This is a genomic window from Pseudomonas sp. S2_H10, from assembly GCF_054668285.1.
Window position 1 is genome coordinate 5561347 of the sequence record NZ_CP162754.1, and the last position, 18954, is coordinate 5580300.

General features: G+C 59.7%; 21 protein-coding genes. 13 read left to right on the forward strand and 8 right to left on the reverse strand.

What is annotated here, in order from left to right:
* Window positions 1–25 precede the first annotated feature (25 nt).
* The 3 genes from brnQ to AB4O16_RS25055 all read left to right on the forward strand — a co-directional run bounded on the left by brnQ (window position 26) and on the right by AB4O16_RS25055 (window position 2675).
* A complete protein-coding gene (brnQ, locus tag AB4O16_RS25045) occupies window positions 26–1339 on the forward strand; it encodes a branched-chain amino acid transport system II carrier protein (RefSeq protein WP_160390189.1) in 1314 nt (437 codons plus the stop codon).
* A 197-nt stretch (window positions 1340–1536) separates the two neighbouring features.
* Window positions 1537–2274 carry a DUF599 domain-containing protein gene (locus AB4O16_RS25050; protein ID WP_110659449.1) on the forward strand — a complete coding sequence of 246 codons (738 nt, stop codon included), beginning with the start codon at window positions 1537–1539 and terminating at the stop codon, window positions 2272–2274.
* On the forward strand, window positions 2274–2675 hold the full coding sequence (locus AB4O16_RS25055; protein ID WP_460156087.1) for an MAPEG family protein: 402 nt from the start codon (window positions 2274–2276) through the stop codon (window positions 2673–2675). The genes AB4O16_RS25050 and AB4O16_RS25055 overlap by 1 nt, the downstream gene beginning before the upstream one ends.
* A 67-nt stretch (window positions 2676–2742) precedes the next feature.
* On the opposite strand, the gene AB4O16_RS25060 is transcribed toward AB4O16_RS25055, so the two are convergent.
* Entirely contained in the window at window positions 2743–3006 is a 264-nt protein-coding gene (locus AB4O16_RS25060) for a hypothetical protein (protein WP_160390187.1), read from the reverse strand.
* A gap of 158 nt (window positions 3007–3164) precedes the next feature.
* Between AB4O16_RS25060 and AB4O16_RS25065 the strand changes: the two genes are divergently transcribed.
* The 4 genes from AB4O16_RS25065 (at window position 3165) to AB4O16_RS25080 (ending at window position 6873) form a co-directional block, all read left to right on the forward strand.
* The gene (locus tag AB4O16_RS25065; RefSeq protein WP_460156088.1) at window positions 3165–3641 is read left to right on the forward strand and encodes a PaaI family thioesterase; all 477 of its coding nucleotides are present in this window, start codon (window positions 3165–3167) and stop codon (window positions 3639–3641) included.
* Window positions 3638–4090, forward strand: a complete 453-nt coding sequence (locus tag AB4O16_RS25070; protein ID WP_460156089.1) for a PaaI family thioesterase — start codon at window positions 3638–3640, stop codon at window positions 4088–4090. Before AB4O16_RS25065 ends, AB4O16_RS25070 begins: the two co-directional genes overlap by 4 nt.
* A gap of 82 nt (window positions 4091–4172) precedes the next feature.
* Window positions 4173–6077, forward strand: coding sequence for a molecular chaperone HtpG (gene htpG / locus AB4O16_RS25075; RefSeq protein WP_460156090.1), 1905 nt, complete (start codon window positions 4173–4175; stop codon window positions 6075–6077).
* Between the two features lie 67 nt (window positions 6078–6144).
* The gene (locus AB4O16_RS25080) at window positions 6145–6873 is read left to right on the forward strand and encodes a dienelactone hydrolase family protein (protein WP_460156091.1); all 729 of its coding nucleotides are present in this window, start codon (window positions 6145–6147) and stop codon (window positions 6871–6873) included.
* A 157-nt stretch (window positions 6874–7030) separates the two neighbouring features.
* Here AB4O16_RS25080 and AB4O16_RS25085 read toward each other — a convergent pair whose 3' ends face one another.
* From AB4O16_RS25085 to purM, 5 genes are all read right to left on the reverse strand, one after another.
* Window positions 7031–7891 (reverse strand): pirin family protein, encoded by an 861-nt coding sequence (locus AB4O16_RS25085; protein ID WP_460156092.1) that lies wholly within the window; start codon window positions 7889–7891, stop codon window positions 7031–7033.
* A 62-nt stretch (window positions 7892–7953) separates the two neighbouring features.
* Window positions 7954–8370 (reverse strand): OsmC family protein, encoded by a 417-nt coding sequence (locus tag AB4O16_RS25090; RefSeq protein ID WP_160390181.1) that lies wholly within the window; start codon window positions 8368–8370, stop codon window positions 7954–7956.
* Window positions 8371–8512: 142 nt separating this feature from the next.
* On the reverse strand, window positions 8513–9226 hold the full coding sequence (locus tag AB4O16_RS25095) for a DUF3108 domain-containing protein (RefSeq protein ID WP_460156093.1): 714 nt from the start codon (window positions 9224–9226) through the stop codon (window positions 8513–8515).
* A gap of 8 nt (window positions 9227–9234) precedes the next feature.
* Window positions 9235–9885 carry a phosphoribosylglycinamide formyltransferase gene (gene purN, locus AB4O16_RS25100; protein WP_460156094.1) on the reverse strand — a complete coding sequence of 217 codons (651 nt, stop codon included), beginning with the start codon at window positions 9883–9885 and terminating at the stop codon, window positions 9235–9237.
* An 11-nt stretch (window positions 9886–9896) separates the two neighbouring features.
* Entirely contained in the window at window positions 9897–10955 is a 1059-nt protein-coding gene (gene purM, locus AB4O16_RS25105) for a phosphoribosylformylglycinamidine cyclo-ligase (RefSeq protein WP_008033526.1), read from the reverse strand.
* Between the two features lie 385 nt (window positions 10956–11340).
* Between purM and AB4O16_RS25110 the strand changes: the two genes are divergently transcribed.
* From AB4O16_RS25110 to AB4O16_RS25135, 6 genes are all read left to right on the forward strand, one after another.
* Window positions 11341–12393 carry a DUF2066 domain-containing protein gene (locus AB4O16_RS25110; protein ID WP_460156095.1) on the forward strand — a complete coding sequence of 351 codons (1053 nt, stop codon included), beginning with the start codon at window positions 11341–11343 and terminating at the stop codon, window positions 12391–12393.
* A gap of 36 nt (window positions 12394–12429) precedes the next feature.
* The gene (locus AB4O16_RS25115; protein ID WP_460156096.1) at window positions 12430–13503 is read left to right on the forward strand and encodes an AI-2E family transporter; all 1074 of its coding nucleotides are present in this window, start codon (window positions 12430–12432) and stop codon (window positions 13501–13503) included.
* 230 nt (window positions 13504–13733) lie between these two features.
* A complete protein-coding gene (gene hda, locus AB4O16_RS25120; protein ID WP_007898944.1) occupies window positions 13734–14438 on the forward strand; it encodes a DnaA regulatory inactivator Hda in 705 nt (234 codons plus the stop codon).
* A 221-nt stretch (window positions 14439–14659) separates the two neighbouring features.
* Entirely contained in the window at window positions 14660–15292 is a 633-nt protein-coding gene (locus AB4O16_RS25125) for a C40 family peptidase (RefSeq protein ID WP_460156097.1), read from the forward strand.
* 165 nt (window positions 15293–15457) lie between these two features.
* Window positions 15458–15994, forward strand: a complete 537-nt coding sequence (locus AB4O16_RS25130; RefSeq protein ID WP_460156098.1) for a C40 family peptidase — start codon at window positions 15458–15460, stop codon at window positions 15992–15994.
* A gap of 167 nt (window positions 15995–16161) precedes the next feature.
* Window positions 16162–16776 (forward strand): DUF1120 domain-containing protein, encoded by a 615-nt coding sequence (locus AB4O16_RS25135; RefSeq protein ID WP_460156099.1) that lies wholly within the window; start codon window positions 16162–16164, stop codon window positions 16774–16776.
* Between the two features lie 108 nt (window positions 16777–16884).
* Here the strand turns inward: AB4O16_RS25135 and AB4O16_RS25140 are convergent, their stop codons facing one another.
* Both AB4O16_RS25140 and AB4O16_RS25145 read right to left on the reverse strand, forming a co-directional pair.
* Window positions 16885–18198: a PQQ-dependent sugar dehydrogenase gene (locus AB4O16_RS25140; protein ID WP_460156100.1), complete on the reverse strand. Its 1314-nt coding sequence runs from the start codon at window positions 18196–18198 to the stop codon at window positions 16885–16887.
* A 66-nt stretch (window positions 18199–18264) separates the two neighbouring features.
* A complete protein-coding gene (locus tag AB4O16_RS25145) occupies window positions 18265–18849 on the reverse strand; it encodes a hypothetical protein (RefSeq protein WP_160390174.1) in 585 nt (194 codons plus the stop codon).
* Window positions 18850–18954: the final 105 nt, after the last annotated feature.

Here is an 18954-nt window from a genome sequence, read left to right on the forward strand (position 1 = left end):
GATTCAGTAGTGTGGTATTTCCTTAATGAAAGTGTTGAAAGGCCAGGACATCCTGGCACTTGGTTTTATGACGTTTGCCCTGTTCGTCGGGGCCGGCAACATCATCTTCCCGCCTATCGTCGGTTTGCAGTCCGGGCCTAATGTCTGGATGGCGGCGCTGGGTTTCCTGGTCACCGCAGTCGGTCTGCCGGTGATCACCGTTGTAGCCCTGGCCAAGGTCGGCGGTGCAATGGATGCCTTGAGCAGCCCGATCGGTAAAGTCGCCGGTGGCCTGCTGGCAGCGGCTTGCTACCTCGCTGTTGGCCCGTTGTTCGCGACGCCACGTACCGCGACGGTTTCCTTCGAAGTGGGCCTGGCGCCGCTGACCGGCGAGAGTCCGCTGGCGCTGTTCCTGTACAGCTCGGTCTACTTCCTGCTGGTGTTCTTCATCTCGCTGTATCCGGGTCGCTTGCTCGATACCGTAGGGCGATTCCTCGCCCCGCTGAAGATCATCGCCCTGGCCGCTCTCGGCATCGCCGCATTCGCCTTGCCGGCCGGTGACATTGGCCATGCAACGCCTGAGTACGTGGCGGCACCGTTTTCCCAGGGCTTCATCAATGGTTACCTGACCATGGATACCCTGGGCGCCCTGGTGTTCGGCATCGTCATCGTCAACGCCATCCGTTCCCGCGGCGTCGAGTCGCCAGCGTTGATCACCCGCTATGCGATCATCGCCGGCCTGATCGCCGGTGTAGGCCTGGCGCTGGTCTATGTCAGCCTGTTCCGTCTCGGTTCGGGCAGCCATGAAGTGGCCGCAGGCGCTACCAACGGTGCGGCGGTGTTGCACGCTTACGTGCAACATACCTTCGGTTCGCTGGGCAGCGGTTTCCTGGCCGTGCTGATTTCGCTGGCGTGCCTGGTGACCGCGGTCGGCCTGACCTGTGCCTGCGCCGAGTACTTCAGCCGGGTGCTGCCACTGTCCTACAAGACACTGGTGATCATCCTCGCGGCATTCTCCCTGCTGGTGTCCAACCTGGGCCTGACCAAGCTGATTGCGTTCTCGATCCCGGTACTGACCGCGATCTACCCGCCATGCATCGCCCTGGTGGCCCTGAGCTTCTGCAAGGACTTCTGGCATGAGCAGGGCCGCATCGTCGGCCCGGTCATGCTGGTGTCGTTCATCTTCGGCCTGATCGACGCCCTCAAGGGTGCAGGCCTGGCGGACTGGATGCCGGCGCAAATGGCCCACCTGCCGCTGAGCGAGCAGGGGCTGGCGTGGCTGGTGCCATCGGTGATGACGCTGGTGGTTGCCGTTGTCTGCGACCGTATGCTGGGCAAGCGCGAAGAAGCGCTGGCTTAAAGCTTTCGACCTGCCATAAGCGGGTCGGACAAGCAGAAAATGAAATGCCCCGTATCAATCGATACGGGGCATTTTTTTATGGGGTGGTGCGGTGTCTTTTCTGTTGAGCTAACGTCGAAGCTCTACAAAATCCATTGTGGGAGCGAGCTTGCTCCCACAGGGTTTGTGTACTCCGCCAATACATCACAAGGACCTGCATGTCGTTCATCCAAGCCAACCTGATCCACATCCTCGCGGCCATCTGGTTCGTCATCTGCTGGGGCGGGTACACCCGCTATGCCACCTGGAAAGGCCGTGACACTGCGTGCCTGGCCAGCGTTCTGCACCTTTACCGCGAAGACTGGATGCGCCGCATGCTGTTGCGCGACAACCGTATCGCCGATGCCAGCGTGATCGGCAATCTGGAGCGCAACGCTTCGTTCTTCGCCTCCAGCACGCTGATTATCCTGGCCGGTATTCTCACGGTGTTGGGGGCGTCGGAGCGGGCGGTATCGTTGCTGGCGGATATCCCGATGGTGCAACAGGCCTCCCAGGGCATGTCGGAAATCAAGTTGCTGTGCCTGGCGCTGGTGTTTGTCTATGCGTTCTTCACGTTCAGCTGGTGCATGCGCCAGTACAACTTCGCGGCGGTACTGGTGGGTTCGGCGCCAATGGTCGGCGAGCGTCTGGTGTCCGAGCAAGAGCGTAAAGCCTTTGCTGCCCGCGCAGCCCGCGTCATCTCCATGGCCGCCAACCAGTTCAACTTCGGGCTGCGTTCCTACTACTTCGGCATGACCATGCTGGCCTGGTTCGTCAGCCCATGGTTATTCATGTTGATGAGTGCCGGCGTGGTGTTCGTGTTGTACCGCCGCGAGTTTCATTCCGACGTTCTCGACGTGATGGTCTATACCCCTACAGAGGCGCCGTTGCCGGAGTCGATAAAAGAGGCTGCTTGATGAGTATTCCATTCTGGTGCGTGTTTATCAGTGCGGTGTTGATTTACCTGGCACGGATGCCCGTGACTACCGCCATGAAAGAGCTGGGCGGCTACGACAACCACTTGCCGCGCCAACAGCAGACGCAACTCACGGGCCTGGGGGCCCGGGCTCTGGCGGCGCATCAGAATAGTTTCGAAGCATTCATCCTGTTTGCGGTGGGTGTGTTGATGGCGCACACAACGCAGACGGCCGGTTGGCTCATCGATTTGCTCGCGATCATCTTTGTGATCTCGCGGATCATTTATCTGGCGTGTTACTGGAAAGACCTGACCTGGCAACGCAGCATGGTTTGGCTGGTGGGATTTATCTGTTCGATGTTGCTGATGATTAGTCCGACTTTTAGAACGATTTTGCTCTAACCGTTTTTTTGAGGACAAAAGAAAACCCGCACTTGGCGGGTTTTCCTTTACAGCTCTAAAAACCGTATTAGTTCTTAGGTGCTTCCGGAGCAGCTGGAGTGGCCGGAGCGGCCTCTTTTGCAGCTTCCGCGTTCGATTCAGCCTGATCTTTGGCGGCTTCGGCGTTTTCTTTCGCGGCGTCGTTCACTTTATCCTGAGCTTTGCTCATGTCTTGCTGAGCTTGCTCAGCATGTTTGGCAGCATCTTGAGCTTTGTCCTCGGATTTTTTATCGCAGGCAGCGAGACCGAGGGAAGCGGTCAACATCAAGGCAATAGCTAAAGTCTTACGCATGGGGTGTTTCTCCTGATGAAAAGCATCTACTGGCCTTAAGAACCCACGCAACAGGGTTAAGTTCCTTAATTCTGTAAGATATATAAGTTTTATTCTAATGCGGAACTTTTACCCGACCGTCAGCGCATTGAATGGACCTAAACAAGAGTGTTTATCAAATGGCTGAAAACCCCATTTTTGAGCGTGCGACGCGCTTTCTGTCGGCGTTGCGACATTGTCAGGTACTTGGACTAAGCGTTCACAGCGCCAGCAGCGAAGGGCTGACGGTCGTGCTGCCATACAGCCCGCAGATCGTCGGCAATCCCGAAACCGGCGTGATTCATGGCGGGGCGCTGACCTCGCTGATGGACACCGCCTGTGGCATGGCGACGCTCTGCGTACTCCCTGAGTTTGAAGTCTGCCCGACCCTCGACCTGCGCATCGACTATATGCACGCCGCCGAGCCACATAAGGATGTCTATGGTTTTGCCCAGTGCTACCGGGTCACCACCGACGTGATTTTTGCCCGTGGCTTCGCCTATCAGGACGACCCCGAACAGCCCATTGCCCATGTGATGGGCACTTTCATGCGCATGGGCAAGGGCATCAAAGGTACCAAGGGCTTTGGCGGCGTAGTTGCCGGAGGGGCGCAATGAGCGAATCCTTGAGGGACCAACTGCAAAAGGCCCACGAGCAGGGCGATTACGCCTCGCTGCTGGATTTGATTCCCTATGCCCGGCTGATCGGCGTCGAGTGCTCCAGGGTGGGAGATGAGCTGCTGTTCAAGCTGCCGGCGAACAAGGACAACATTGGTAACCCCTTGTTGCCGGCAATTCACGGCGGAGTGATTGCCGGTTTCATGGAATTGGCCGCGGCGCTGCACCTGTTGGTGTTTACCGGAACGTCCGGGGTGCCGAAGATCATCGACTTCTCCCTCGATTACCTGCGTGCCGGGCAGTATCGCGATACGTGGGCCCGATGCCAGGTCTGGCGCCAGGGGCGGCGGGTCGCCAATGTGGCGATTACTGCCTGGCAAAGCACCGAAGCCGAACCCATAGCCACGGCCCGTGCGCATTTCAAACTCGAAGAGCCCTTGAAATCCTGAACTCAGCCCCAAACTCAGATGACAACCCGCCGTCGATCGCTCAAGGTCGCGGCCAATGCCATCTGATTGGAGTTTGATGACCATGAGTGTGGAAACTCAAAAGGAAACCCTGGGCTTCCAGACCGAGGTGAAGCAACTGCTGCACCTCATGATCCATTCGCTGTATTCCAACAAGGAAATTTTCCTTCGCGAATTGATCTCGAACGCCTCTGACGCTGTCGACAAATTACGTTTCGAAGCCCTGGCCAAGCCCGAGCTGCTGGAAGGTGGCGCCGAACTGAAAATCCGCGTGAGCTTCGACAAGGACGCTAAAACCGTCACTCTCGAAGACAACGGTATCGGCATGAGCCGCGAAGATGCGATCACCCACCTGGGCACCATCGCCAAGTCCGGCACCGCCGACTTCATGAAGCACCTGTCTGGCGATCAGAAAAAAGATTCGCACCTGATCGGTCAATTCGGCGTGGGTTTCTACTCCGCATTCATCGTCGCCGACAAAGTCGACGTGTTCAGCCGTCGTGCCGGTGCTGCCGCCAGCGAAGGCGTGCACTGGTCGTCCAAGGGTGAAGGCGATTTCGAAGTCGCGACCATCGAGAAAGCCGAGCGCGGCACTCGCATCGTCCTGCACTTGAAATCCGGCGAAGACGAATTCGCCGATGGCTGGCGCCTGCGTAACATCATCAAGAAGTACTCCGACCACATCGCCTTGCCGATCGAGCTGCCGAAAGAAGTGGCTGCTGCCGAAGGTGAAGAGAAACCGGCCGTTGAATGGGAAACCGTCAACCGCGCCAGCGCTTTGTGGACCCGTCCGCGTACCGAGATCAAGGACGAGGAATACCAGGAGTTCTACAAGCACATCGCCCACGATTTCGACAACCCGCTGAGCTGGAGCCACAACAAGGTCGAAGGCAAGCTCGAATACAGCTCGCTGCTGTACGTGCCGACCCGCGCTCCGTTCGATCTGTACCAGCGTGAAGCGCCGAAAGGCCTGAAGCTCTACGTACAGCGCGTATTCGTCATGGATCAGGCCGAGTCCTTCCTGCCGCTGTACCTGCGCTTCATCAAGGGCGTGGTCGATTCCAACGACTTGTCGCTGAACGTGTCGCGGGAAATCCTGCAGAAAGACCCGATCATCGACTCGATGAAGTCGGCGCTGACCAAGCGCGTGCTGGACATGCTGGAAAAACTGGCGAAAAACGATCCTGAGCAATACAAGGGCTTCTGGAAAAACTTCGGTCAGGTCATGAAAGAAGGCCCGGCAGAAGATTTCGCCAACAAGGAAAAAATCGCCGGTCTGCTGCGTTTCGCATCGACCCATGGCGACGATGGCGAGCAGGTTGTCGGCCTGGCCGAGTACCTGGCGCGCGCCAAGGAAGGTCAGGACAAGATCTACTACCTGACCGGCGAAACCTATGCGCAGGTCAAGAACAGCCCGCACCTGGAAGTCTTCCGCAAGAAAGGCATCGAAGTGCTGCTGTTGACCGACCGCATCGACGAGTGGCTGATGAGCTACCTCAGCGACTTCGACGGCAAGAGCTTCGTCGACGTGGCGCGCGGTGACCTGGACCTGGGCAACCTGGACTCGGAAGAGGACAAGAAAGCCGCGGAAGAAGTCGCCAAGGCCAAAGAAGGTCTGGTCGAGCGCCTGAAGGCCGCGCTGGGTGAATCCGTTGCGGAAGTCCGGGTGTCCCATCGCCTGACCGATTCCCCGGCGATCCTGGCCATCGGCGAGCAGGACCTGGGCCTGCAGATGCGCCAGATCCTCGAGGCCAGCGGTCAGAAGGTTCCGGATTCGAAGCCGATCTTCGAATTCAACCCGGCTCACCCGCTGATCGAGAAGCTCGACAACGAGCAGAGCGACGAGCGCTTCGGCGACCTGTCGCACATCCTCTTCGATCAGGCGGCCCTGGCGGCCGGTGACAGCTTGAAAGATCCGGCCGCATACGTGCGCCGTTTGAACAAGCTGTTGGTCGAGCTATCGGCTTAACTGTGTTGCAGAAAAACCCGCTTCGGCGGGTTTTTTCATTCTGGTGTTCAACAATCAGGAGTCAGAAATGAGCCAAATCACTGTACGTTCCGTTGCCTATCAGATTGATGGTCGGGATTACGAAAGCCGTCTGGCCTTCGACGCCGACCATAAGGGGCCACGCCCGGGTTTGTTGATGGCGCCGAACTGGATGGGCGTCAGCGCCGGTGCCGAGGAGATCGCCAAATCGGTGGCCTCCAAGGGGTATGTGGTGTTGATCGCCGACCTTTACGGGCAATCGGTTCGTCCGACGAACAACGACGAGGCGGGCGCGGCGATGATGCCGTTGAAGAATGACCGTCCGTTGTTGCGCAAGCGCATGCAGGTGGCGTTCGAGCAGTTGCAGAAGCAGGGTGAGGCCCAGATCGATACTTCGAAACTGGCGACCTTCGGTTTTTGCTTCGGTGGTTGCTGCGCTCTTGAGTTCGCCCGTACCGGTGCGCCGGTGAAGGCCGCGGTGTCTTTCCACGGCACGCTGGACACACCGGCCCCGGCTGATGCGAACAACATCAAGGGCAAGGTCCTGGTGTTGCACGGTGCCTCTGATCCCCTGGTGCCGAAGGAGCAGTTGCCGGCGTTCGAAGATGAAATGAACGCGGCCGGTGTGGACTGGCAGTTGCTGAGCTACGGCGGTGCGTTCCACTCGTTCACCGACCCGCACGCCAACGTGCCGGGCATGATGATGTATGACGCCAAGATCGCCGCTCGGGCGTTCACTTCGATGCATAATCTGCTGGATGAAGTGTTCAAGGGTTGATCTGTTGCCTGGCATCGGCAATTTCGGTGCCCGGGTTGACCTCTTCGCGGGCAAGCCCGCTCCCACAGGTTCAGTGTCGTTCGAAAAACTTGTGTTCGACGCGGTCACTGTGGGAGCGGGCTTGCCCGCGAAGGCGGCCTGACAAACGATAGAAAAACTAAGGCAGTTCGATCCTCTCAACTTCCCCCGGCACCGTCGGCCAATCCCCGGCCGCCCAGCGCCGACGTGCTTCATCAATTGCCGCCGGATCGCTCGCGACAAAATTCCAGTTGATCCGCCGTGGCCCGTCCAGCGCCGCGCCGCCAAACAACACGGCGTGACTGTCGCTTTCGGCAAACAGCGTCATCTCTTCCCCCGCAGGCAGGACCACCAGCGAATGCGGCTCCACCGGTTCGCCATCCAGCTGCACCTCACCGCTCAAAACATACAACGCACGTTCTTCATGCTCGGTGGGGATCAGCAATGTGGTCGCCGTTTGCAGCTGCAATTCCGCGTACAGCGTAGGAGAAAGCACCGGCACTGGCGATTCCAGGCAAAAGCCCGACCCGGCAATCATGCGAATCTTCACCCCCAGGTTGTCGCTGACCGGCAAGGTCGATGCCGGATGATGGCTGTAATGCCCCGGCCCTTGTTCCTTGTCCTTGGGCGATGCCAGCCAGATTTGTAAACCGTGCATCGTGAAGCCGCTTTCTTTCAGGGCCGCAGGTGTGCGTTCGACGTGGGCAATGGCGCTGCCGGCCGTCATCCAGCTGACATCGCCGGTATCAACGACCTGATCGGAGCCGAGGCTGTCCTTGTGCTGGATTTGCCCCTGGAACAAGTAGGTGAGGGTGGACAGGCCGACGTGCGGATGCTGGCGGATATTCATGCCTTTACCCGGCGGATAACGGGTTTCCAGCATGTGATCGAAAAACACGAAGGGGCCGACGCTGCGGCACTTGGCGGATGGCAGCGGGCGGAGAATCGGCTGGCCTTCGACATCTTCGGCGCGGGGGCGGATCACGAGTGGAGAGTTCATGGTGCGTTCCAGGCTGGGCGGGTAATGCGTTCGAGCATAACCCGCCTGCGCAAGCCTTGCCGCTATTGGCTGAAGGCGCCTTCGGACAAATGCGTTTCGATGCTGACTTCAGACGTGGTCATCAGCTTGTGGATCGGGCAACGATCGGCCACGCGGTGCAATTCATCGCGCTGGGCGTCGGTGAGCACGCCCTTGAGGGTCAGTTTGACGTGCAGCGCGTATTTGCCTTTTTGCTCTTCACTGTTGTCGCGCTTGACCTCCACACCGACACCGGTCAGCGGGATGTTTTTCTTCCTGGCATACAACTTCAGGGTCAGTGCCTTGCACGCTCCCAGCGCCGCATCGAAATAATCGTGCGGCTCCGGGGCCGAGCCTTCTCCGCCTGCCGTGACGGGCACGTCGGCGAAGAGTTCATGGTCATCGATTTGTACGCTGTGGCGAAAACCTTCGGCGGATACGGTGTTGACGGTGACAGTCATGGCAAACCTCGCAAGCGGCTGGAAATGGCATTCGATCAAAAAAGACCTTGAAGGTATAGAGCCATCACGCTTGTCGGGTGTTCCAATTTTCGCGCCCACAAAAAAGCCCCGCAATGGCGGGGCTTCATGATGTCGATCAGGATCAGCTGCCTTTGACAGCCTTGCCGTTGACCGTGCCGTCCAGGAGCATGATGTTGTACTCCTTGCCGTCGGTTTCGACCTGTTGCAGGCGGACCAGCAGGTAGTCCCAGTCCTTGGCGAACCACATCACGGTGATGCGTTTGCTTTGCGTCGGGTCGCGCACGCGCTCGACCTTGATCGCATCGATCTGGCCGGCCTTGGTGTCGACTTTTTCCGAACCCAGTACGCGGAAGTCATAGGTGTCGACTTCACCGCCATCGACCACTTGATAGCTCATGGTCTTCTTGCCGGCAGCCACATCGTGTTGCAGCGCCAGCTGGTAGGTGGATTTGTCGACCATGCCGCGGTTGAGGGGGAGCTTGACGGGGTCACCGCGATCGGTGCCGGTGACCATCTTGGTGTTCCAGTCGAAATCCAGATCCGCTTTCCTGGCCTTGCCCAGGCCGCCACGTTCAAAGTGGTACGACTGCGGAAGAAGGGTGTCCTTGTCCACGGTCAGGGTGCTTTCCTCGGACAGGCTGGCGATCATCATCGACGCCTTGAAACTCAGTTTCCATTTGCCGTCGCCGATTTTTTCCAGGCTGCGCTCGGCAGTGCCGCTCATGGGCAGCTGTTTCCAGTCGGCGGTGTAGCTGGCGGAGAAGGGTTGAAGGTCTGCCGCCTGGGCGAAGGGCAAGGCAAGCAGAGCGCAAGCGAAGAGCAGGGCGCGACGCATAAAATCTCCTAGTTTCGAATCAAGTGGCCGCTGGCCGCGAGTAGCTGTCCATCCAGTAAAGCACCTTGCTCGCCGAGGGCTATACGGCCTTCGGCAAACCAGCGTACGGCCATCGGGTAGATCAGGTGTTCCTGAACATGGACCCGCTGCGCCAGACTCTGCGGCGAATCCTGTAACTCTACCGGTATTACAGCCTGTACGACCAGTGGTCCGCCATCGAGTTCCTCGGTGACGAAGTGCACGGAGCAGCCGTGCTCGGCGTCGCCGGCTTCCAGCGCGCGCTGATGAGTGTGTAACCCTTTGTATTTGGGTAGCAGCGAGGGATGGATATTGAGCAGGCGACCCTGATAGTGGCGCACGAAACCAGCGCTGAGAATGCGCATGAATCCGGCCAGTACCACGAGTTTGGGGTTGAAGGCGTCGATCAGTTCGATCAGCGCGGCGTCGAAGGCTTCGCGGCCCTCGAAGGCCTTGTGGTCCAGGGTGCGGGTAGCGATCCCCGCGTCACTGGCACGTTGCAGACCGAAAGCGTCGCTGCGGTTGGAAATCACCGCAGCGATGCGGACCGGGCTGTCGCCGGTCCGCGTGCTGTCGATCAGGGCCTGCAAGTTACTGCCGGTGCCGGAGAGCAGCACCACGACATCACAGGTCTGAGACATCCGCACTTGCATCAGTGTGCCTTGAGGTTCTTCAGTTCTACCTGAGCCGCGCCTTCGGCAGCGGTGGCGATCTGACCGATGACCCAAGGCTGCTCGCCGGCTTCGCGCAGAACGTTCAGCGCGGTTTCAACGTGCTCTTGAGCCACGCAGATGACCATGCCGACGCCGCAGTTCAGCACGCGGTGCATTTCGTTCTCGTCGACGTTGCCTTTCTCTTGCAGCCAGTCGAACACCGCCGGGCGGTTCCAGCTTGCCACGTCAACCACGGCCTGTGCGCCTTTTGGCAGTACGCGCGGGATGTTGTCCAGCAGGCCGCCACCGGTGATGTGGGCCATGGCTTTGACAGCGCCGGTTTCCTTGATCAGCTTGAGCAGCGGCTTGACGTAGATGCGGGTCGGGGCCATCAGCAGGTCGGTCAGCGGCTTGCCGTCGAGCTGGATGTTTTCGATGTCGGCACCGGACACTTCGATGATCTTGCGGATCAGCGAGTAGCCGTTGGAGTGCGGGCCGGAAGACGGCAGGGCGAGCAGGGCATCGCCGGCAGCGACTTTGGAACCGTCGATGATTTCGGATTTTTCCACGACACCGACGCAGAAGCCGGCCAGGTCGTAGTCTTCGCCTTCGTACATGCCAGGCATTTCAGCGGTTTCGCCGCCGACCAGGGAGCAACCCGACAGTTCACAGCCAGCGCCGATGCCGGTCACGACCTGGGTCGCGGTTTCGACGTTGAGTTTGCCGGTAGCGTAGTAGTCGAGGAAGAACAGCGGCTCGGCGCCACAGACCACCAGGTCGTTCACGCACATGGCAACCAGGTCGATGCCGATGCTGTCGTGCTTGTTCAGGTTCAGTGCCAGGCGCAGCTTGGTGCCGACGCCGTCAGTGCCGGAAACCAGCACAGGCTGCTTGTAGCCGGCCGGGATTTCGCAGAGGGCGCCGAAACCGCCCAGGCCGCCCATGACTTCCGGGCGCGCAGTGCGCTTGGCGACGCTCTTGATGCGTTCGACCAATGCTTCACCGGCGTCGATGTCTACACCGGCGTCCTTGTAGCTCAGGGAGGGTTGCTTGCTCATGATCCAGGCCTTTAGGGGGGATTCAGGGGTAACGACCGAGTTCAGCGGGGCCGCCGAAATCGACGAAGGCGATTGCCTCACGCGAATTTCGAGGGTGCCCGGCTGTTGCCGGTCTGCGAAGGCGCGCGATTTTATCAGGCTTGAGCCGCAGCGGCCATCCTCAGGCCGACAGCAGGGCCATATCCGTTCAAAAAAAACCGTCGATGCGCGGTGTCGGTGGCATCCTGCATGGCTGTATAAGGTATCGCGATTAACCGTCTATCGTTATGACAGTGCGAAAACTTACCCGGGACGCGTGAATGTTTTGCGTCGGGCGATGGTCACAGCCTTGCTCGATCGTCTTCATGCGGTCTGTTCCAGCCGCTCTTGTCGTCAGGAATCTTCCATGCGTTTTTGTAAATTCTTGCTTGTGGGTTGTTTGTCGTTGGTCAGTCTGGTTTGCCATGCCGAAACCGTCAAAGGCCTTTATCAGGTGCGCGAGCCGGTGAATGGCCAGTCGCCCGAGGAGCGTGAACAGGCGACCATACGCGCGTTGGACACGTTGGTGCTGCGCCTGACCGGCGACCCCAAGGCCGCTCAAAGTCCGGGGCTGGCCGCGATTCGCAAAGACCCGCAACAGATCATCAGCCAATACGGCTTCGAAGCCGGGCCGCCGGAAGTCCTGAAAGTCGATTTCGATCCCGGCACCACCGAGCAAGCCTTGCGCCGCGCCGGCCTGGCCATGTGGGGGGCCAATCGGCCGTCGATCCTCGGATGGTGGCTGAACGATTCCACCGAGGGTTCAAGCCTGGTCGGCGACGGTCAGGCCAGCGCGGTGCCGCTGCGTCGGGCGGCGCAACACCGTGGCTTGCCATTGCGTTTGCCGTTGGCGGACCTGAACGAGCAGATCGTCGCGACCGCGCCGAATCTTGAGGGCACGGATCCCGCGCCTTTGCAGGCGGCATCGGAACGCTACAACGCCGACGCCCTGCTTGCTGTACACGCCAAGGAAGAGGGCGGGCAGTGGCAGGCCAAGTGGCAATTGTGGCTGGGGGATAAAAAAGAGGCCGGCACCGTGCAGGGCGCCGATCAGGCCGCCGTGGCCGATGCGGTGATGCTGGCGGTCAACGAGCGCCTGGCGCCGCGGTTCGTCGCCAAGCCTGGTGCTTCGAGCGCGCAATTGCTGGAAGTGCAGGGCATGAACCTTGAGCATTATGCGTCCCTTGGCCGCTTGCTGGAGCCATTCGGCGGGCGTGTGCAAAGCGTCGACGGCGACCGGATCGTCTACCGGGTCAATGGCAGTACCGATCAGTTGCGTGCACAACTGTCGCTGGCAAGGCTGCAGGAAACACCGGTGGGTCAAACCCCGGCTCCGGCCGTACCGGTTCAGCCTGCCGCCCCTGGTGCCGCGCCTGCCCCGGCACCGGCCCCGACACCGCAACTGCGTTTTCGCTGGTAGTTTTTCTTTCTTTATATAGAAGCAATGGAGTGGTTCATGGCCGATTCGCGGCGTTGGTTCTGGCTCGGTGGGGTGGTCCTGCTTTGCGCGTTTGTCTGGTTGTTGCATCCGATCCTGACGCCGTTCCTGGTGGCGCTGCTGTTGGCTTACCTCTTCGACCCCCTGGTGGATCGACTGGAGAAGGCGGGGCTGTCGCGAACCTGGGGTGTAGTGGCGGTGTTTACGCTGTTTACCCTGATCTTTACCGCGCTGCTGCTGGTCCTGGTGCCCCTGCTCGCTCGCCAGCTGTTTCGTTTATATGAGCTGGCCCCGCAGATGCTCGATTGGCTGCAGCACACGGCGTTGCCCTGGGCGCAATCGAAGTTCGGCCTGTCGGAAGGCTTCTGGAAGTTCGACAAGCTCAAGGCGGCCATCAGCGAGCATATGAGTCAGACCACCGATGTTGTCGGGGTGGTGCTCAGTCATGCTACGGCCTCGGGCCTTGCATTGATTGGCTGGCTGGCGAATCTGGTGTTGATTCCGGTGGTGAGCTTCTACCTGTTGCGCGATTGGGACCTGATGATGGCCAAGATCCGCAGCTTGCTGCCCCGCGATCGTGAAGAGCGTGCGGTGTCGTTGGCAGGTGAATGTCATGAGGTGCTCGGGGCCTTCGTTCGCGGACAGCTGCTGGTCATGGTGGCCCTGGGGATGATCTACGCGGCCGGTCTGATGCTGGTCGGGCTGGAGCTGGGCTTGCTGATCGGCCTGATTGCAGGGCTGGCGGCGATCGTGCCGTACATGGGATTTATCATCGGCATCGGCGCGGCGCTGATTGCAGGGCTGTTCCAGTTTGGTGGCGATCTGTACCCGATGCTCGGCATTGTCGCGGTGTTCATGGTCGGCCAGGCGCTGGAGGGCATGGTGCTGACGCCGTTGCTGGTCGGTGACCGGATCGGCCTGCACCCGGTGGCGGTGATTTTCTCGATCCTGGCCGGGGGCGAGCTGTTTGGCTTCACCGGTGTGCTGCTGGCATTGCCGGTCGCCGCGGTGATCATGGTGCTGGTGCGTCATGTGCATGATTTGTATAAGGACTCCGAGATCTACGGCGGGGTCGACGAGGTGGAGCTGTAAGGGGTGTCGACGGACGCTTGCGGGCTGCCCGGGTTCACGCCGGGTCAGCCTGTTTGCATCGGGTGACTGTCACATGCGCCGCCAAAGAAACTGTCATAAAACCGGTGCATTAACGCAAACCTTTGATTTTGCTTGTGGTCTGTCGCATTGTGCGGCCCGCTTCACGGGTATAAACTTCGCAAACTTTACACAGAGGCCACTAACGGTTCCTTTGGAACTGTTCAGTCAGCATGAAACCGATTCAGCTGCCCCTAGGTGTGCGTCTGCGTGACGACGCCACCTTTATCAACTACTACCCAGGCGCCAATGCCGCTGCACTCGGCTATGTCGAGCGGCTATGCGAAGCCGACGCCGGCTGGACCGAAAGCCTGATCTATCTTTGGGGCAAGGATGGGGTAGGGCGTACGCACCTGTTGCAGGCCGCCTGCCTGCGCTTCGAGCAATTGGGCGAGCCTGCGGTGTACCTGCCGCTGGCCGAGCTGCTCGATCGCGGCATTGAGATCCTCGATAACCTTGAACAGTACGAACTGGTCTGTCTCGATGACTTGCAGGCGGTTGCCGGCAAGGCGGACTGGGAAGAGGCGCTGTTCCACCTGTTCAATCGCCTGCGCGACAGCGGCCGGCGCTTGTTGATTGCCGCGTCGACATCCCCGCGCGAGTTGCCGGTGAAGCTGGCGGACCTCAAGTCGCGCCTGACCCTGGCCTTGATCTTCCAGATGCGCCCGCTGTCCGACGAGGACAAACTGCGTGCCCTGCAATTGCGCGCCTCCCGTCGCGGGCTGCACCTGACCGACGAGGTCGGGCATTTCATCTTGACCCGCGGTACCCGCAGCATGAGTGCGCTGTTCGAGTTGCTCGAGCGTCTCGACCAGGCCTCCCTCCAGGCTCAGCGCAAGCTGACGATCCCGTTTCTGAAAGAAACCCTCGGCTGGTAACCCCGCTGAAACCGTTGGTTTTAATGGGTTTGGCATATTTCAGGCGCCAGAAATCCCGCTTTCCTGCCAGGTTGCAGGCTGCGCACAGATTTAAAATAGGCTTAAGCGCTTAGATGTAATCGAGAAACCGGGAAGTCACAAAAAGTTCGATTGAATTTGCAAATGGGTTTGATAGCGGGCATAGTCTCGACTTCTTTACAACTTCAGCCACGGTCGTGCCCATGCTAAATCGCTTCGCACCCCTCGTGCCTCTCGCACTCGTCACCCTGCTGTTCGGTTGCGCTGCCCACACTCCAGTGGTCCAGCAAGCTCCGCAACCGCAGGTGCAAAACTCGGTTACCGCCCAGTCTTCCACTCTCTTTCAGGAAGAGCTGGCTACCGAAAAGGAACTCGCCGACTTCGCTGGCGGCAAGTCCTACCAGCTTCCGGTCCTGGCCGACAGCATCCTCGAACGTGGCATGTCCCTGATCGGTACCCGTTACCGTTTCGGCGGTACTTCTGAAGCCGGCTTCGACTGCAGCGGTTTCATCGGCTACCTGTTCCGCGAAGAAGCGGGCATGAACCTGCCACGCTCCACCCGCGAAATGATCAACGTGGACGCTCCGCTGGTCTCGCGCAGCAAGCTTGAGCCGGGTGACCTGCTGTTCTTCGCAACCAACGGCCGTCGCGGTCGCGCCAGTCATGCCGGGATCTACCTGGGTGACAACCAGTTCATCCACTCCAGCAGCCGCCGTAGCGGTGGTGTGCGGATCGACAGCCTGGGTGACAGCTACTGGAGCAAGACCTTCATCGAAGCCAAGCGCGCCCTGGCAATGGCACCTAACGCGTCGCCAATCGTCACCGCTCGCAAATAAGCGCACAGTTTGTAAGGCAAACTTAAAGTCTTACTTGAAGTTTGCCATATAACCGCTAGAATCCTGATATATGAATGATGGCAAACCGCCTGCGCCCCGCGCAGGCGGTTTTCTTTTCTGCATTCCCGGCAGAAAACGCCGCAGCCAGATCAGGATGCTCTGCTTATGACGACGTCGGCCCGCCTCGCAATCATGTTCTTCGCAGCGCTGCTCAGTGCCTGCGCCAGCCGTACACCGCCGCCTGCACCGGTGGTTCGCACCCCCATCGTGTTTGGTTCCCCGCAAGCTTTTTCACCCGAGGCGGAAGACGTGCTGTTTCGCGCGCTCGGCCTGGTGGGCACCCCTTATCGCTGGGGTGGCAATACGCCGGATTCCGGGTTTGATTGCAGCGGCCTGATCGCCTACGTGTACCGCGATGTCGCCGGCATTTCCTTGCCGCGCACCACTCGCGAGATGATCTCCATGCAGGCGGCGAATGTGGGCAAGGAAGGCCTGCAAACCGGTGATCTGCTTTTCTTCGCCACCAATGGCGGCTCCCAGGTCAGCCATGCCGGTATCTACGTGGGAGAAGGGCGCTTCGTCCACGCGCCGGCCACTGGCGGCACGGTGAAACTCGACAGTCTGTCCAAGAATTATTGGCAAAAAGCCTATCTGAGCGCCAAGCGTGTTCTGCAGCCTGAGCATCTGGCGCGCAACCCGTAACATCCGGAGCTGCTGGTCAGGCTGGCGGGCGCGCTTTGATACAAAGCGCGCTGCCTTTTCGTATTTGTTGCATTCCTTCCTTCTGCCCCGCTCGCTAGATTGCGCTTATCCAGCAGTCCGGTCGTCTTGGTTCGAGCTGCAATCACCGAAAATACAAAGAGCAGTACATGAAAAAGACACTGACCCTACTTGGCAGCGCATTCCTTCTCGCGGGAGCGACTTGTGCTTTCGCTGCCTCCAGCACGGACCTGATGGTCACCGGCATCATCACTCCGGTTGCGTGTACGCCGAGCCTGTCGAAGGGCGGTCTCGTGGACAACGGCGAGATCTCGGCAGGGGACCTCAATCCAACCAGGCCGACTATAGTCGGCACGCACCCACTGCAATTGACCGTGGCTTGTGATGCACCAGCTCGGTTCGCACTGGGCCCAATCGATAATCGTGCCGGTACGGGAATAGGGTGGTTTGGCCTGGGATTGACCGACGATGGAGAAAAACTGGGGTACTTTCATGTAGGGGTCAAAAACGCTTTGGCAGATGGGCAGCCGGCACAGGCGATCTACTCCGACGACGGCGGTGCGACCTGGGACAGAGCTTGGGTCACCAACCCCGGGGAGCTTCTGTCAGTCAGTTCGGCCACCGACTTCAGTGTGCCAATAGCGGTGGAAGACCTCACGATGGATTTCGAGGTGCAGACAATCATCGCCCCCGCCGACAGCCTGACCCTGACCGACGAAGTCGTCATGGACGGCTCGGCGACATTTGAAATGAAGTACCTGTAAGTCCCGGTGCTGAACCAGTCACGGCGGCAAAACCGCTGACTGGTTCAGCGCTGACTGTCATTTCTCCAGAGCATCCACCGGTAGCTGCCGACACCGCACTTTTTTCGTTCATCTGGCCGCCGACACCCGCCACACCTTGTTCCCCACATCATCGGCCACCAGCAGATCACCTTGCTGATCAATCACCACGCCTACCGGCCGGCCCATGGCTTGTTCCTTGTCGTTGAGGAAGCCGGTAAGTACTTCAACCGGTTTCCCCGCAGGTTTGCCAGCGCTGAACGGTACGAAAATCACTTTGTAGCCACTGTGGGGCTTGCGGTTCCACGAGCCGTGCTGGCCGATGAACGCGCCTTGGGTGAACGGTGCCGGCAGCTTGCTGTTTTGCGCAAAGGTCAGCCCCAGTGACGCCGTGTGCGGGCCGACGGCGTAGTCCGGGGCGATGGCCTTGGCCACCAGGTCGGGGTTTTGTGGTTCGACACGAATATCGACGTGCTGGCCGTAGTAACTGAAGGGCCAGCCATAGAAACCGCCGTCCTTGACCGAGGTGATGTAGTCCGGCACCAGGTCGCTGCCGATTTCATCCCGTTCGTTGACCGCGGTCCATAGCGCGCCAGTGCTCGGCTCCCAGGCCATGCCGTTGGGGTTGCGCAGGCCGGAGGCGAAGATCCGGTGCTGCCCGGTGGCACGGTCCACTTCCCAGATCGCTGCGCGACCTTCTTCCTTGTCCATGCCGTTTTCCGCGACGTTGCTGTTGGAACCCACGGTGACGTAGAGCTTGCTGCCGTCCTTGCTGGCGATCACGTTTTTGGTCCAGTGGTGGTTCAGCGGGCCACCCGGCAGATCGATCACCTTGATCGGTGGAGATTTGATCTGCGTATCGCCATTTTCATAGTGAAAGCGCACAAGGCGATCGGTATCGGCCACGTACAGGTCATTGCCGACCAGCGTCATGCCAAAGGGTGAATTGAGGTTTTGCACAAACACCGTGCGGGTTTCCGCGACGCCATCGTGGTCCTTGTCGCGCAGCAGGGTGATGCGGTTCGGGCTCGGCACCGTAGCCCCGGCACGGCCCATGACCTTTTTCATCACCCAGCCGCGAATGCCTTTGCCGTCTTCGGGTTTGGGCGGTGCGTTGGTTTCCGCCACCAATACGTCGCCATTGGGCAGCACATAAAGCCAGCGCGGGTGATCCAGGTCTTCGGCAAACGCTGCCACTTGAGTACCCGTGGCAGCGACGGGTTTCGCACCCTGCGGCCAGCCGATGGCCGGTGCGATGTTCAGGGTCGGAACCAGGGTCTTGTTGGGTTCGGGCAGTTGAGGTGACGGGCCGGTGCCGTCGGAGACTTGCAGTCTGGAGGTCTCACCACAAGCGGCAAGCCCTCCGGAGAGCGCGATAACGAGAACGAGCGGGATCGTGCGCATGCTGATGTTCCCTATGAATGCCTTGTTCTAATCATAGAGAAGCGTTGCCGTGCGATGGTTCAACCCTTAGCCGCGTGCTTCCTTGAACAGCACGGCAATGCCTGGGTGATAGTTGCCGGCTTCGTTGCGCAACTTGCGGTAGGCATACGGGAAATACCAGGCGACCGCGCAGGTGTGTTCCTTTTGCAGGTCGTCGACCATGTCCTGCAGTTCTTCCGGTGTTGCGCCTTGCTGGGCCTTTTGCGGGGCGACGAACAGGCAGCCGAGTTTCAGGTCGCTGGCGTGGCTCAGGCGCTTCGCATCGCTGGCGATGTCGAGCAGGGCCTGGGTCAGGTTGAGGCTGTTGACCCGTGGCCAGCGCTGGCTGGTCTGGATGTAGGCGCGGGTTTCGGCCGAGGCGAGGAGCAGGTCGGCGCGGCTGTTGCGTTCGCCTTCTTCGGTCTGTTTGCGGGTGGGCGTCTGTTGCAGCGTGACCATCTCGGCCATCCAGGCGGCGGCGGACAGCAGTCCGAGATTGGCTTTTTCGTCGTGCCAGTAGGGTGTGTCGCCATCACCGCGAACGGCGTTGTAGCGGTCGATGCATTCGAACCAGCGCTCGAGCACCGGGCGCAGGAATTCCAGCTTTGGATTGCTGATGATCATGCCTTGCATGGGCTCACCCTTGTTATTGTGTTGTGAGGTTGTGGCTCTTTGATATCACTGCTGAGGGCGAGGCACAAGATTGACGTCAGTTTTTTGATTGACGACAGTTATTCG